This window comes from Nocardioides sp. NPDC023903 (assembly GCF_040639295.1).
Lineage (GTDB): Bacteria > Actinomycetota > Actinomycetes > Propionibacteriales > Nocardioidaceae > Nocardioides.
The window spans coordinates 66,807-81,193 of the sequence record NZ_JBEZZS010000016.1; the positions used below are offsets into that span (position 1 = coordinate 66,807).

Here is a 14,387-nt window from a genome sequence, read left to right on the forward strand (position 1 = left end):
GGTGACCGTAACCGAGACCGCTTCCCAGACGCCCGTACGTGAAGCCCTGGCGGACGCGGTCGCGACCCTCGGCGGGGCCACCCGCGAGGGTCAGGTGCTGATGGCCGACGCGGTCGCGCAGGCCCTGGCCGACGAGGAGCACCTGCTGGTCGAGGCCGGCACCGGCACCGGGAAGTCGCTGGCCTACCTGGTCCCGTCGCTGCTCCACGACAGCCGGGTCGTGATCGCCACCGCGACCCTGGCGCTGCAGCATCAGCTCGTCGAGCGCGACCTGCCGCGCCTGGTCAAGGCGATCGGCTCGCGCCCCGGCGTCGACGCGTCCTACGCCGTCCTCAAGGGCCGCTCCAACTACGCCTGCCTCCACCGGGTGCGCGAGGGCGCTCCCGACGACCAGGGCACCCTGGTAGACGTCCCGATGGGCCCGATGGCCGAGAAGGTCCTCGAGCTGCGCAGCTGGGCCGAGAAGCAGGCGGAGAAGGGTGGCAGCGGCGAGCGTGACTCCGCGCCCCGCCACACCGACCGCGAGTGGCGACAGGTCTCCGTCAACCACCGCGACTGCCTCGGCGCCGCCAAGTGCCCCTTCGGCGAGGAGTGCTTCGCCGAGGTCGCTCGCGACAAGGCCCAGAAGAGCCACCTGATCGTCACCAACCACTCCCTGCTCGCGATCGACGCGATCGAGGGCGTGCCGATGATCCCGGAGTACGACGCCGTCGTGATCGACGAGGCCCACGAGCTCGTCGCCCGGGTGACCCAGGCGGCGACCGACGAGCTGACCGCGGCCGAGGTGGAGCGGGCCGCCCGGCGGGCCCAGAAGCACATCGAGGGCTCCGAGGCCGACGACCTGGCCGATGCCTCCGACGCGTTGCGGGCGGCGATCAACGAGAGCTCACCCGGGCGGTTCGTGACCCTCCCCGAGGTCATTTCCGACGCGCTCGTGCTGGTGCGCGACGCCGCTCGGTCCGCGATCTCCGCGCTGCCGAAGCCGAAGGACTCCGAGAGCGCCGATCCCGGGTTCCAGCAGGCCAAGGGCGGTCTGCAGGAGGTCTTCACGACCGCAGAGCGGATGGCCGCCGCCTCAGAGCACGACGTGATCTGGCTCAACGAGGGCGGCGATCCCCAAAGAAATAATGCCAGGCCGCCCCGCCTCTGTGTCGCGCCGCTGCAGGTCTGGGCGCAGATGCGCGAGAAGCTGCTCACCGAGAAGACCGTCGTCTTCGCCTCGGCGACCCTCAAGCTCGGCGGCGACTTCGGCCCCGTGGCCGGATCCCTCGGGCTCAAGGCGGAGGAGCGCACCGAGGTGGGCGTCGGGGCGCAGCGTACCGATGACGTACTGCCGTGGATCGGGCTCGACGTCGGCAGCCCGTTCGACTACGGCAAGCAGGGAATCCTCTACGTCGCCCGCCACCTGCCTCCTCCCGGCCGCGACGGCATGGGCGCCAAGACCCTCGACGAGATCGTCGACCTGGTCGACGCCGCCGACGGACGTACGCTCGGGCTCTTCTCGTCCCGGCGTGCCGCCGAAGCCGCCGCCGAGGTCGTGCGCCAGAAGCTGCCTCACCTGACCACGTTGGCCCAGGGCGACGCGCAGCTGCCCGAGCTCGCCGCGCAGTTCGTCGCCGACCCCCACACGGTGCTCTTCGGCACGCTGTCGCTGTGGCAGGGCCTCGACGTCCCCGGCGACACCTGCCAGCTCGTGATCATCGACCGGATCCCGTTCCCGCGACCTGACGACCCGCTGATGTCGGCCCGGCAGCAGGCGGCCGACAAGGCCGGCGGCAACGGGTTCATGCAGGTCGCCGCCACCCATGCGGCGCTGCTGCTCGCGCAGGGGGCAGGTCGACTGATCCGCACCACCACCGACCGCGGCGTCGTGGCCGTGCTGGACGCCCGCCTGGCCACCGCCCGCTACGGCGGATTCCTCAAGGCCAGCCTGCCGCCGATGTGGGCCACGACCGACCCCGATGTCGTACGCAAGGCCCTCAAGCGGCTCTCGGAGATGGCCTCCGCCTGACCCAAGCCGAGTCGGCGCGTTCTGACCGAAATGCACGCCGAGTCGGCTCGTTACAACGAGCCGACTCGGCGTGGTTTTGGGTCAGCGGTAGGTCTTCGCCCACCAGCGGTGGGTGGCCTTGTCGGGGGTCGCGATGCCGTGGCACGAGAACGCGGTGCCCTGGCCGCAGTTGAAGTTGCTGCTCGCGTTGGCGAAGGTCACCTCGACCTTGCCAATCCGCTTGGAGGAGAAGCCCTCGATGGTCTTGGTGGCGATGCCCTTGCTGTTGGGCTTGAGGTAGAAGACGCCTCGGGTGCCGTCGGTGCGGAAGACGCTGACCACGGCGCCGTTGGCGTTGGGCCGGGCCACGTCGACCTTGACCCGCAGCTTCCAGCCCTTGCCGACGTTCTTCGGGACAAGGCGCTGGGAGGCGTACGTCAGGTGCTTGAGGGTGAACTGGCCGTCGACGGTCTGGTGCTTGGCGGGCAGCGCGGTGCGGCCGTCGTAGACCGGCGCGTAGTAGGCGCCGCCCTCGCTGTAGCTCTTCGAGGGGGCTAGGTTGGCGGCGGCGAAGCGGGTGTACTGCAGCTTCAACGTGGTGCCGCGGGCGGCGAGCGCCTGCCGGACGGCGGTGGTGGAGTAGGTCGACGGCGCTCGGTTCCAGATCGAGAGGACGACCTCCGGCAGCGTCCCGCGCTCCTTGGCGAAGCGCTCGGAGAGATAGCGGAAGAAGATCCAGTTGCCGTAGATGCCGAGGTTGGACGCGTTGGAGTTGTCCAGCGGCTTGCGCTGGTCCTCGAGCTGGCCGTAGCCGAGGTACTGCCGGTTGTCGTTGATGCTGTCGTAGACCTCGTCCTCGACCCAGGTCGCGGTGGACTCCATCATCCAGCGGTCCTCGCCGGCGTCGTAGGCGAACTGGACCGCGTGGAAGTATTCGTGAGCGGCGGTCACCCGGAGGTTCTCGGTGGGCGTGTTGACCGTGCCGTACTCGCTGGTGGCGTAGTCGTTGTCCATGACGCAGTAGGCCGTCGCGGCCGTCTTGGAGACCTTCGTCTCGGGCGCGCAGTAGCCGTAGTAGCCCTCGTCGTAGAGGTTCTCCAGGTAGATGTCGACCTTGCCCGGGGTGACCGCCTTGTCGGCCGCGGGCTTGCGGTAGCCCGCCTGCACGTAGAGGTTGTGGACCTTCGTGACCACGTCGCGGACCTGGTTCGCGTACGTCGTCGAGGCGGCGTCGCCGCCCTTGCCCGGCGTGTAGTGAACGCAGACCACGTCGCTGCAGGTCTGGGTCGCGGTGCGCGGGCGGGCGAGCAGCTCACGGGCGGCCGCCTTGTTGGAGCCGTCCAGGGCGTCCTTGGCGTTCCACAGGTCGGTCAGCGCGATGGTCGCGTCGGGCCGGCCGGCGACGTGCCGCCCGGGCACGACCTGGCGGGCACCGCGTACCGACTGGTTGCGCTTGACCTTCTTGGCCGCCGCGAGCGCTTCCCGGGCCGCCTCCTCCGTCACCGGCTGCTCGGCGCTGGTGTCACCACCGGTCCTCACCGAGGTCGCCGGCGTCGACCCGGTTGCGGGCATGGTGGCGACGAACGTCGCGACGACCATGCCTGCGATCAAGACGAGGGAGCGTTGTTTGCGGGTGATCCGGCGGGCAATGTTTCGCATGAGATACCAGACGTTCGGGAAGGCAGACCTGCGCAGTCTAAGCGCAGAGGGCGGCTGTGTCCGGGGGACACGGCCTAGGACGTGGTCTAGACGGGCTGCGTGACGTGATGGAGCCTGTTGCTTCCGGTTGCCGTGGCGTACGACCTGGCCCAGGTGGCCGTGGTGTTGGAGTCCTTGCGCTCGCCGATGACGTACCAGTCCATCTGGGCGCGGTTGCGGGTCACGTCGAGGACGGAGTAGCCGTGGTCGTCGAAGTTGAGGTAGCGGACGTGGCGGTTGGCGGTCCGGATGATGTTCTCGACCGTCAGGCTGACCGTGCGGCGTGGCGCGCCGAGGATGTCCTTGAGGTTGTTCGAGGTCACCGAGGTGGCCACGAACTCGACCCCGGCGGTCTTGCCGAGCGGGTAGACGGCGGAGTCGTACGGCAGGTCGCAGGCCCACGCTGAGTGGATGTCGCCCGTGACGAAGACGGTGTCGGTGATCGCGTTGTTGCGGATGTGCTCGAAGAGCTCGGTGCGGTCGGCGGTGTAGCCGTCCCACTGGTCGACGTTGTAGGCGATGCCGTTGTCGGGCAGGAGGCCGGTGACGTCGTTGACCGGGCTGATCAGGCTCTTGGGGAGCGCGCCGAAGGTGACCGGGCTGATCATCACCGGGTTGCCGACGATCTTCCACTGGGCGTCGGTGAGCAGACCGTCCTTGAGCCAGGCCAGCTGCTCGTCGCCGGTGATCGTGCGGTCGGGGTCGTCGACGCCGGCGAGGTCGGTGCGGGCTACCTGCTGGGAGCGGTAGGAGCGCAGGTCGAGCATGCTCAGCTCGAGCAGGTTGCCGAAGCGCAGGCGCCGGTAGATGCTGTCGTGGAGGTGGTCGTCGATCTCCACGGTGGCAGTGCCGTCGACGCGCAGCGGCATCCACTCGTCGTAGGCCTGGTTGGCGTTGGTCTTGCGGTCGATCCAGTCGTACTCACCGGGCTCGTTGTTCTCGGCGCCCAGCAGCCAGGCGTCGTTGGCCGACTCGTGGTCGTCCCAGGTGACGATCCAGGGCAGCCGGGCGTGGGCGGCGGAGAGGTCGACGTCGCGCTTGTACTGCGCGTGCCGGATCCGGTAGTCGGCCAGCGTGTGCATCTCGTGGGCCGGCTCGTGCCGCCGGACGTCCTCGTTGGCCATGCCGTAGCCGTACTCGCCGGGGGCGTACTCGTAGAGGTAGTCGCCCAGGTGGAGGATCGCGTGCAGGTCGTCGCGGGCGGCCAGGTGGCGGTAGGACGCGAACCAGCCGGCCTGCAGGTTCGAGCAGGAGACCACCCCGAAACGTACGTTCTCCGGGGCCGCGTCGGCGGCCGGAGCGGTCCGGGTGCGGCCGACGCGGCTGGTCTGGCCGTTGTAGGTGAAGCGGTAGAAGTACCAGCTCTCCGGCGCCAGGCCGGTGACGTCGAGCTTCACGGTGTGGTCGCGGTCAGGACCCGTCTGGTGGGATCCCTTCGCGGTGACGCGGCTGAAGTCCGCGGTGGGCGAGACCTCCCAGCGGACCAGGACCTCCTCGCCCTGCCCGGACCCGGGAGTCGCGTCCGCGGTCGGCGTGACCCGGGTCCAGATGACCACGCGGTCCGGGAGCGGATCACCGGAGGCGACGCCGTGCTGGAAGTGGTTGAGCGTGCCGCCTGCGGCCTCGGCGGGCTCGGGGAGAACGATGGCTCCGGCTCCTGCGGCGGTCGCCAGCCCGGCGGCGATGAGGGTGCGGCGGTCGATCTGCGTCTGGGTCACGCTGTATGGAACGACGCAGCCGCCGGCCCTGTCATGGGCCGGCGGCTGGATTTCACGCAGTGTTCCCGGACTGGTTCCGGGAGGTGTGGCGCAGGACTCAGAGGCTGCGCAGGACCGCCGTCACCTTGCCGAGGATCGACGCGTGGGTGCCGTCGATCGGCTCGTACGCAGCGTTCTGCGGCAGCAGCCAGACCTTGCCGTCCTTGCGGGAGAGCGTCTTGACCGTGGCCTCGCCGTCGATCAGCGCGGCCACGATCTCGCCGTTCTCAGCGGTCGGCTGCTGGCGCACGACCACGAAGTCGCCGTCGCAGATGGCCACGTCGACCATCGAGTCACCGGAGACCGAGAGCAGGAAGAGGTCGCCGTTGCCGACCAGCTGCTTGGGCAGCGGGAAGACGTCCTCGATGCTCTGCTGGCTCGAGGTCTCCTCGGCCAGGATCGGTCCACCGGCCGCGATCCGCCCGACCAGGGGGACCATGGCAGCGGCGGGGTTGGGGTTGATGTCGGCCTCGGCGGTGATCGTCGACTCGGGCTCCTCGCCGGACATGGCCTTGCGGTGGGCCATCACCTCCGGGAGGAAGACCTCGAGAGCGCGCGGTCGCTTCGGGTCCTTGCGGATCAGACCACGCTGCTCCAGCGCGCGGAGCTGGTGCGCGACGCTGCTGGTGCTGGTCAGCCCGACCGCGGCGCCGATCTCGCGCATGCTGGGCGGGTAGCCGCGCTGCTCGATGCTGTCGCGCAGGTGAGCGAGGATGCGCTGCTGACGCGGCGTGAGCCCGGTCGCGTCCGGCGGCCCGTCGGGCAGCTCGCGGACGCGGCTCTTCTTCGAACCGCCTGATCCGGTGCCTGTCTTCTGCGTGGTCATGTCATCACATTAGTCCCTCTAGCACCACGACATCAAACATTTGTTCGACCTCTTGGGAGGTGCGTGTCGGCGTTCGAAAATTCTTGGGGTCGCTACTTGCGTTGTTCGAACACGTGATCTACCTTCGAACATGTGCTCGATCGAACACCTGATCGAGAGACTTGTGACCAGGAGGCCGTGAGATGAGTGCAACCGTCTATGTGCTGCCCGTAGCCGAGCCGCCCCGTCCGGTGCGGGAGGAGCGTCGCTCGACCGTGCGGCTCACCCGTCGCGGACGAGTCGTCGTGTTCGCGTTCGCGCTCGTCGTGCTCTTCGGGATCGCGCTGATCGGAGCGAAGGTGGCGTTCGCGGTGGAGAACGGTGCGGACAAAAGCCCCGCCTCCTCCGCCCACACGATGGTCGTCGGCGATGGCGACACGCTCTGGGACATCTCCTCGAAGGCCGTCGCCGGCACCGACTCCTCGATTCGGGAGATGGAGCAGAGGATCAAGGAGCTCAACAGTCTCGAGTCCTCGATGCTCATGTCCGGACAGACGCTGATCGTTCCGACCGCGCCGTAAGGCGCCGCACAGATGTCCGGCTGCTCCTTCGACCCTGGCAGCCGGCTACCGGGGAAAAGAGTGAGAGTGCTGCAGGCGATGGGAAGCGTCTGCAGCACTCTCGCTGTCTCAGGTCAGTGGCGCCCGCGATAGGGGCTGTCCGGCTCGGCCGGCGGCCACTGCTTGTTGCGCGTGCTGTGCCGCGGCGGCCACTCGTCGTCCGGCTGGACCGGCTGGACCGGCTGGACCGGCGGGTCCTGGGGCTGGCGCTGGGTGGGCATCGCCTGGGTCGCGGCGGGATCCTGGGTCAGCCGAGCCCGCGAGCCGGTCTGGCCGTAGCTGGTCGGAGCCTGGTAGGCACCGGACTGATACTGCGGCGAGCCGGCCTGCTGGGTGGGGTAGCTGTCCGTGCTGTATCCCTGCGAGCCGTACCCAGGGGTGCTCTGCGGCGTCGACGTCGGTGTCGGCGGGCTGGAGTAGTAGGGCGCCGGAGTGGGCGGTGGGCTGGTCGGCGGCTGGTAGGCCGACGCGCCGTACGCGGCGCGACTGCCGGTGTTGCCGTAGCTCTGGTCGCTGCCGGGGTAGCCGTAGGGCGACTGGGAGCCGGTGTCGGGGTAGGCCGAGCGGTTCCCGGTGTCGCCGTAGGGCGGCTGGCTTCCGGTGTCGGAGCTGTGCCGGCCGTAGCCGGTGTCGTCGTAGCCGTAGGAGCCGGTGCCGTAGTAGTCCTGCTCCGGGTAGGCCTGCTCAGGGTAGGCCTGGTCGGAGTAGGCCGGGTCTGTGTAGTCCGTCTCCTCGACGTAGGCGTTGGAGTGGCTTCCGGCGTAGTCGTCGGTTGGCGGGGTGGGGGAGCCGGAGAAGGCCCGCCAGGCCTTTCCGGCGAAGGTGAAGGTCAGGAAGAGGCAGGCGACTGCAACGACCGCCGCGATGGCGAGCTTCGCCCAGGCGCCGGAATCGCCTCCCCGTGCGTCGGCCCCGAAACCGACGGCGACCCACACGAGCACTCCCCAGATGACGAGGAAGGCCAGTGTCGCGATCGCAGGCAAGATGAAAGGTGGCCGGGGACCGCTTCTGGGGCGCGTGCCTCTCCGCGACCCGACGCGATTTCCTCCGGAGATGTTTGTCACGGGGGTCATTCTTACGCATCAGGGCCAGTCCGGCGCCCTCGAACCGGAATCTTTCGGTGTTTGACCGGCGACACGCCGGACACGCGGGTAAACCCGACCCTCGCTTGCATCGTCGTGGGGGCGGGCGTACGGTTACCACTACATCTAGTAGTTACACGGCTGTAGTTATCCACATCTAGTTCACATGAACGGGCGGATGGCCCACAGCGATGAGGGTGTTGTTCCACAGGGGCTCACGCTCATATCCACAGGTTCCACAGGCTCGGGCCGCCAATGAGACGGCCTGGATCCACAGGTCTCACGAGAGGGGCTCGACCGTGCACTGTCCGTTCTGCCGACACAGCGACACCAAGGTGCTCGACTCCCGCGTGGCCGAGGACGGTGGCCAGATCCGGCGCCGCCGGGTCTGCCAGGAATGTGGGAAGCGGTTCACGACCGTCGAGCAGATGCAGTTGATGGTGGCCAAGCGCTCCGGCGCAGCGGAGCCGTTCAGCCGCGACAAGGCGGTGCACGGCGTACGCAAGGCATGCAAGGGCCGGCCGGTCACCGAGGACCAGCTCGCCTGCCTCGGCCAGGAGGTCGAGCAGGCGCTCCGCAGCCAGGGGCTGGCCGAGGTTCCCAGCAACGAGGTGGGGCTGGCGATCCTCGCGCCGCTGCGCGAGCTCGACGAGGTGGCCTACCTGCGCTTCGCGAGCGTCTACCGGGCCTTCGGGTCGGTGGAGGACTTCGAGCGTGAGATCCAGATGCTGCGTACGGAACGGGAAGTCCAGGACTTCGAGGCAGAACATCCGGTCGAGGCCCCAGTGGGCTCCGACTAGGTCCCACGGGACACATAGACCGGCCCGGGCAGGCCGTGGGGAAGCGACCTGTCCGGGCCAATCAACGGCACAGCCAGCGAAACCAGTTAGAACAGAGCAAGGACTCCACCATCAGCACCGACCAGCAGTACGGCACAGCGATCGATGACAACAGGGGGAACGAAATGACAGACACGGCAGCAGAGGCACAGGCATCGTCGAAGACGGGCGCCGGGCTGAAGATCGAGCGGATCTTCAGCACCGAGGGCGTCCACCCTTACGACGAGATCACCTGGGAGCGGCGCGACGTCGTCCAGAAGAACTGGAAGACCGGCGAGACCGTCTTCGAGCAGACCGGAGTCGAGTTCCCCGACTTCTGGTCGATCAACGCCTCGACGATCGTGACGACCAAGTACTTCCGCGGCGCCATCGGCACCGAGAAGCGCGAGCAGAGCCTGAAGCAGCTGATCGACCGGGTCGTGAACACCTACGTCGCCTCCGGCAAGGAGAACGACTACTTCGCCACCGACGCTGACGCCGACCTCTTCGGTCGCGAGCTCACCTGGCTGCTGGTCAACCAGCACTTCGCGTTCAACTCGCCGGTCTGGTTCAACGTCGGCACCGAGTCCCCCCAGCAGGTCTCGGCCTGTTTCATCCTCTCGGTCGACGACTCCATGGACTCGATCCTGAACTGGTACAAGGAGGAGGGCCTGATCTTCAAGGGCGGCTCCGGTGCCGGTCTCAACCTCTCCCGCATCCGCTCCTCCAAGGAGCTGCTGAAGTCCTCCGGCGGCACCGCCTCCGGCCCGGTCTCCTTCATGCGCGGCGCCGACGCGTCCGCGGGCACCATCAAGTCCGGTGGCGCCACCCGCCGCGCGGCGAAGATGGTCGTGCTCGACGTCGACCACCCCGACATCGAGGAGTTCGTCGAGACCAAGGCGCGCGAGGAGGACAAGATCCGCGCGCTGCGCGACGCCGGCTTCGACATGGACCTGGGCGGCAAGGACATCTCGTCCGTGCAGTACCAGAACGCCAACAACTCCGTGCGCGTCTCCGACGAGTTCATGCGTGCTGTCGAGGAGGGCAAGAAGTTCGGCCTCCGGGCGCGTACGACCGGTGAGGTCATCGAGGAGATCGACGCCCGCGAGCTGTTCCGGAAGATCTCGATCGCCGCGTGGGAGTGTGCCGACCCGGGTCTGCAGTACGACGACACGATCAACGACTGGCACACCAACCCGGAGACGGGCCGGATCACCGGTTCCAACCCGTGCTCGGAGTACATGTCGCTGGACAACTCCTCCTGCAACCTGGCGTCGCTGAACCTGCTGAAGTTCCTCAAGGACGACGACACCTTCGACGCCGTGCGCTTCCAGCAGGCCTGCGAGGTCGTCTTCACCGCGATGGACATCTCCATCTGCTTCGCCGACTTCCCGACCGAGGCGATCGGCGAGACCACCCGTGACTACCGCCAGCTCGGCATCGGGTACGCCAACCTCGGCGCGCTGCTGATGGCGATGGGTCTGGGCTACGACAGCGAGGGTGGCCGCACGATGGCCGCCGCCATCACCTCGCTGATGACCGGTGCCGGCTACAAGCGCTCGGCCGAGCTGGCCGGTGTCGTCGGTCCGTACGCCGGTTACGCCCGCAACGCCGAGGCCCACCAGCGGGTCATGCGCAAGCACCAGGCCGCCAACGACGCGGTCCGCTCGATCAACCCGGTCGACCGCAACATCATCGACGCGGCGACCCGCGTGTGGAACGACGTCGTCGAGATCGGCAAGGTCAACGGCTTCCGCAACGCCCAGGCCTCGCTGCTCGCGCCGACCGGCACCATCGGCTTCATGATGGACTGCGACACCACCGGCATCGAGCCCGACTTCTCGCTGGTCAAGTTCAAGAAGCTCGTCGGTGGCGGCTCGATGCAGATCGTCAACCAGGTGATCCCGCGGGCGCTGAAGAAGATGGGCTACCAGCCCGAGCAGATCGAGGCGATCGTCGCCTTCATCGCCGAGCACGGCCACGTCATCGACGCCCCCGGCCTGCGCCAGGAGCACTACGAGGTCTTCGACACCGCGATGGGCAAGCGTGCGCTGCAGCCGATGGGCCACGTACGCATGATGGCGGCGACCCAGCCGTTCCTCTCCGGTGCGATCTCCAAGACCGTCAACCTGCCCGAGACCGCGACGGTCGAGGAGATCGAGCAGGTCTACATGGAGTCCTGGAAGCTCGGCCTGAAGGCCACCGCGATCTACCGCGACAACTGCAAGGTCGGCCAGCCGCTGGCCGACGGAAAGTCGGAGGGCGCCAAGAAGGACCAGGGCATGGCCACGGCTGCTGTCGCCGCCGAGGCTGAGGTCGAGCCGGAGATCGTCGAGAAGATCATCGAGAAGATCGTCTACGCGCCGACCCGCAAGCGCCTGCCGAAGTCCCGCGTCTCGCGCACCACCTCCTTCACCGTCGGTGGCGCCGAGGGCTACATGACCTCCGGTGCCCACGCCGACGGCGAGCTCGGTGAGGTCTTCCTCAAGCTCGGCAAGCAGGGCTCGACCCTGGCCGGTGTCATGGACGCCTTCTCCATCGCGGTCTCCGTCGGCCTTCAGTACGGCGTGCCCCTGGAGACCTACGTCTCCAAGTTCACCAACCTGAAGTTCGAGCCCGCCGGTCTGACCGACGACCCGGACGTACGCATGGCGCAGTCGCTCATGGACTACGTCTTCCGCCGCCTGGCGCTGGACTACATGTCCTTCGAGGACCGCTCTGCTCTCGGCATCTACTCCGCCGACGAGCGCCAGCGCTACCTCGAGACCGGCTCCTACGAGCAGCTCGGCAACGGCACCACCGCCGCCGAGCTCGTCCAGAAGCCGGCTCCGGAGCGCAAGGCTGCTCCTGTCGCCGAGCCGGTCGAGGCCGAGGTCGAGGAGGAGGCCGAGGTCGTCGAGGAGGCGCCCAAGGCCACCGCCCACACCACCGCCGAGCTGCTCGAGTCGATCAGCGGCATGGCCATCGACAGCCCGCTCTGCTTCACCTGCGGCACCAAGATGCGCCCCGCCGGCTCCTGCTACGTCTGCGAGGGCTGCGGCTCGACCTCTGGTTGCAGCTGAGCCTGAAGGCTGAATGAGTCCGGTCCCGCACCCGAGGAAGGGTGCGGGACCGGACTCGTTCATGGAGCGTGGGAGCGCAGCTCGACGAACTGGTCGCGGTTCCATCCCGAGGAGTCGAGTACGAATCTGAGCAGCACGGAGTCACCAGCGCCCACCCGATGGCGGGAGAGAGTCTCCGGCTCCGCGGTGCCGAGGCCAGGAACGTACGCATCCAGCGCTCGACGGCGGCGCTCCTCAGCGCCAGGCGGCCCAGTGACGGTGACGACTTTCGGGCCGAGATCGACGCCGGTCACGCGACCAGAACCGACCTCGTGTCGAAGTACGGAGGTTGCCCGCTCGTGGGCCTCCCGGACCGCGTGTCGATCGAGGACGGCGCCGAGGGCGACACGCGGGACGTGTCCGGAGATGTCGAGAGCGTGCTGAACGGCGCGATGGCAGGCGACGTGATCCGGGTGGCCGGTCAGACCGTCGGATCCCACGGTGAGGAGTACGTCCGGGCGCAATGTCGCGATCCCTTGGCTACGCTCGCGCCCAGTGCGTCGACCGGTGCTTGAGCGATCGTCTGGTCGAGCGCGTGGGGAGTGTCCGTCCAGCGTCCCGCTTCGCTCAGATAAGCCCAGTCGTCGATGCCCAACTGATGGATCGACTTGCTGAGCTGCATCTCCTTGCGCTGTCGTGACGCAGCCAGTTCTGCCTCGGTGAGCCCGCTGGCGCGTCCTTCGCCGCCTGTGAAGAGTCGCAGGTGGACGGTCGCGCCGGCGTCGTGAGCAGCGATGGTCGCGGCGCCCGTCGCGAAGACCTCGTCGTCAGGATGGGCATGGACGACGAGCACGACCGCACGCGCCATGTCGCCGAACACGCTTGCCAGCCTATGGTCTCTGGATGACAAGCGGTGTCTCGTACGACGGAGACGACTTCTACTGTGAAGTCGCCATTCCCCATCCCGACCGTCTCGACGTTGTGCACGACAGCGCCAGGGTGCTGGCGTTCCACCACACGCGGCCGTTCTGGGCGGTTCACATCGTGGTGGTGCCCAAACGACATATCGCGTCGCTCACGACCGTGAGCGACGAGGATGAGACCGATGTACGTGAGCTGCTCGGTGTCGTCCAAGCAGTGGCCAGAGACGTGGAGCTCGAGCACGGCGCCGCGGCGGTGCTCACGAATCTAGGTGCGTACCAAGACTCCAAGCACCTGCACGTGCACGTCCACAGCGGCGGGCGCCGAGGCTGACCTGGTGACGTGGGAGTCCCGGTGTCACTCAGTGACATCGGGACTCCCACGTCACATCCAGATCTCCAAGGTGCACTCGTCTCCGCACCTGTTCGGGACTTCCGTCCAGCCTTGCTGGTGCAGCAGTTGTGTGACTCTGGCGGCGGTGCGGCATTGGGTCTCGAACACCTGGGGCCAGCGGACGCGGGCGGTGAGCCTGCCGCCGAGGGCGAGATCGTCGAGGTCGCGGTCGGCGTCGCGGCCCTGAGCTCTCCAGGACTCGGGGTTGAGCCGGCCATCGAGCTCGACGACGAGGCCGTACGCCTCGTATTCGACGTCGCGGAACTCCTTGCCCTTCGGCGTCGATCTTTCGCTCTGGCGAGTGCCTGTCGGGAGCCCGTGGGCGCGTTCGACGTGGGCGAGGTAGCCGTGTTCGAGAACCGAGCAGGTGCCCGCCTCCACGTCGGCGAGCAGGCCAGTGATGAAGCCGCGACGGGGAAGTCGCGGGTGGCGCTTCAGGGCTGTGCGTACAGCCTCGGTCGTCACTCCACGGCGGCCGATGATGTCGGTGAGCAGGCCGATGACCTCGATCTCAGAGGTCGCCTCGCGGGCTTGGAGGAGGGCGTTGTCCTCCAGCTTGAGGCGGGGCGGGCGCTGGCCGGCGAACATCTGGCGGGCCATTCCGACCACGCGGTGGACGATAACGCCCGAGGGTGGGTCGAGACGGCGGCTGTGGTCGATGGCGACGTGGATGGGGCCGTCGGCGTCGCCCGTGAGGAGCGGTTCGAGGACGGTCGGACCGCACAGGGCGGCGGGCTCGGCGTAGAGCACCGCCGCCCAAGCGCGCTGACGCCAGGTGAGCGGGCCGGTGTGAGTGACGTAGACGCCGCGATGGACCAACTGCATCTCGCGGCGTCTGATCGCGCGGCGGATGTCGTTCGGCGTGTATCCGCCGAAGGTGAGCTGGGCCCGGCTGGCCACGCCGGCTGTAGCCCCAGCTCACGCTCGGCCCAGGCTCGCCGCGCCGCCAGATCGCGGGCAGAGAGTTCGAGATCTGCAAGAGCCGTCACGTCTGCACCTTTCCTGGCCGCGATGAGCGTTGCTCGGAACGATAGGTGCCGCCTCCGACAGTTTCGTGTGCTCTGACGATGCCGAGTGGTCAGCGGCCGAGGATGCGGCTCAGCAAGGTGCCGTTGGGGTCCTTTGGGTCGGCGGAGTGGCCGGGGCACCACTGGCCGGTGGGTACGGAGGCCTTGATGTCGGAGACGTGGCGGCCGCAGCCGGTCCAGGTGGTCTTCTTGCACTTCTTGCAGCGGACGGGGCGACACATGGTTCGGTTCCTG

General features: G+C 68.1%; 13 protein-coding genes. 5 read left to right on the plus strand and 8 right to left on the minus strand.

The annotated features are described in order from the left end of the window. The first annotated feature begins 1 nt into the window (after position 1). On the plus strand, positions 2–2,011 hold the full coding sequence (locus AB0F44_RS17585; protein WP_357357527.1) for an ATP-dependent DNA helicase: 2,010 nt from the start codon (positions 2–4) through the stop codon (positions 2,009–2,011). Between the two features lie 81 nt (positions 2,012–2,092). Here AB0F44_RS17585 and AB0F44_RS17590 read toward each other — a convergent pair whose 3' ends face one another. The 3 genes from AB0F44_RS17590 to lexA all read right to left on the minus strand — a co-directional run bounded on the left by AB0F44_RS17590 (position 2,093) and on the right by lexA (position 6,271). Continuing rightward, complete coding sequence (locus AB0F44_RS17590) at positions 2,093–3,649, minus strand: MXAN_6640 family putative metalloprotease (RefSeq protein WP_357357529.1); 1,557 nt, start codon at positions 3,647–3,649, stop codon at positions 2,093–2,095. An 86-nt stretch (positions 3,650–3,735) separates the two neighbouring features. Next, positions 3,736–5,406 (minus strand): alkaline phosphatase D family protein, encoded by a 1,671-nt coding sequence (locus tag AB0F44_RS17595; RefSeq protein ID WP_357357531.1) that lies wholly within the window; start codon positions 5,404–5,406, stop codon positions 3,736–3,738. Between the two features lie 97 nt (positions 5,407–5,503). Continuing rightward, complete coding sequence (gene lexA / locus AB0F44_RS17600; RefSeq protein ID WP_357357532.1) at positions 5,504–6,271, minus strand: transcriptional repressor LexA; 768 nt, start codon at positions 6,269–6,271, stop codon at positions 5,504–5,506. Between the two features lie 182 nt (positions 6,272–6,453). Between lexA and AB0F44_RS17605 the strand changes: the two genes are divergently transcribed. Beyond that, entirely contained in the window at positions 6,454–6,831 is a 378-nt protein-coding gene (locus AB0F44_RS17605) for a LysM peptidoglycan-binding domain-containing protein (protein ID WP_357357534.1), read from the plus strand. 113 nt (positions 6,832–6,944) lie between these two features. Here AB0F44_RS17605 and AB0F44_RS17610 read toward each other — a convergent pair whose 3' ends face one another. Next, complete coding sequence (locus tag AB0F44_RS17610) at positions 6,945–7,853, minus strand: hypothetical protein (RefSeq protein WP_357357536.1); 909 nt, start codon at positions 7,851–7,853, stop codon at positions 6,945–6,947. Positions 7,854–8,251: 398 nt separating this feature from the next. On the opposite strand from AB0F44_RS17610, the gene nrdR reads away from it, so the two are divergent. Next, positions 8,252–8,752 (plus strand): transcriptional regulator NrdR, encoded by a 501-nt coding sequence (gene nrdR, locus AB0F44_RS17615; protein ID WP_160025421.1) that lies wholly within the window; start codon positions 8,252–8,254, stop codon positions 8,750–8,752. Between the two features lie 164 nt (positions 8,753–8,916). Next, complete coding sequence (locus AB0F44_RS17620) at positions 8,917–11,832, plus strand: vitamin B12-dependent ribonucleotide reductase (RefSeq protein WP_357357538.1); 2,916 nt, start codon at positions 8,917–8,919, stop codon at positions 11,830–11,832. A 59-nt stretch (positions 11,833–11,891) separates the two neighbouring features. On the opposite strand, the gene AB0F44_RS17625 is transcribed toward AB0F44_RS17620, so the two are convergent. After that, positions 11,892–12,311, minus strand: coding sequence for a hypothetical protein (locus AB0F44_RS17625; RefSeq protein WP_357357539.1), 420 nt, complete (start codon positions 12,309–12,311; stop codon positions 11,892–11,894). Continuing rightward, positions 12,293–12,691: a PIG-L family deacetylase gene (locus AB0F44_RS17630; RefSeq protein WP_357357541.1), complete on the minus strand. Its 399-nt coding sequence runs from the start codon at positions 12,689–12,691 to the stop codon at positions 12,293–12,295. The genes AB0F44_RS17625 and AB0F44_RS17630 overlap by 19 nt, the downstream gene beginning before the upstream one ends. 23 nt (positions 12,692–12,714) lie before the next feature. On the opposite strand from AB0F44_RS17630, the gene AB0F44_RS17635 reads away from it, so the two are divergent. Then, a complete protein-coding gene (locus tag AB0F44_RS17635) occupies positions 12,715–13,065 on the plus strand; it encodes an HIT domain-containing protein (RefSeq protein ID WP_357357543.1) in 351 nt (116 codons plus the stop codon). 51 nt (positions 13,066–13,116) lie between these two features. On the opposite strand, the gene AB0F44_RS17640 is transcribed toward AB0F44_RS17635, so the two are convergent. Together AB0F44_RS17640 and AB0F44_RS17645 are read right to left on the minus strand one after the other, a co-directional pair. Next, the gene (locus AB0F44_RS17640) at positions 13,117–14,025 is read right to left on the minus strand and encodes a hypothetical protein (protein WP_357357545.1); all 909 of its coding nucleotides are present in this window, start codon (positions 14,023–14,025) and stop codon (positions 13,117–13,119) included. A gap of 178 nt (positions 14,026–14,203) precedes the next feature. Next, a complete protein-coding gene (locus AB0F44_RS17645; protein WP_357357547.1) occupies positions 14,204–14,374 on the minus strand; it encodes a hypothetical protein in 171 nt (56 codons plus the stop codon). Between the last annotated feature and the right edge of the window lie 13 nt (positions 14,375–14,387).

Coding starts and splice junctions, on each gene's coding strand:
- AB0F44_RS17590 (WP_357357529.1), bottom strand. CDS start 3,649: ATGCGAAACATTGCCCGCCGGATCACCCGCAAACAACGCTCCCTCGTC.
- lexA (WP_357357532.1), bottom strand. CDS start 6,271: ATGACCACGCAGAAGACAGGCACCGGATCAGGCGGTTCGAAGAAGAGC.
- AB0F44_RS17605 (WP_357357534.1), top strand. CDS start 6,454: ATGAGTGCAACCGTCTATGTGCTGCCCGTAGCCGAGCCGCCCCGTCCG.
- AB0F44_RS17620 (WP_357357538.1), top strand. CDS start 8,917: ATGACAGACACGGCAGCAGAGGCACAGGCATCGTCGAAGACGGGCGCC.
- AB0F44_RS17635 (WP_357357543.1), top strand. CDS start 12,715: ATGACAAGCGGTGTCTCGTACGACGGAGACGACTTCTACTGTGAAGTC.
- AB0F44_RS17645 (WP_357357547.1), bottom strand. CDS start 14,374: ATGTGTCGCCCCGTCCGCTGCAAGAAGTGCAAGAAGACCACCTGGACC.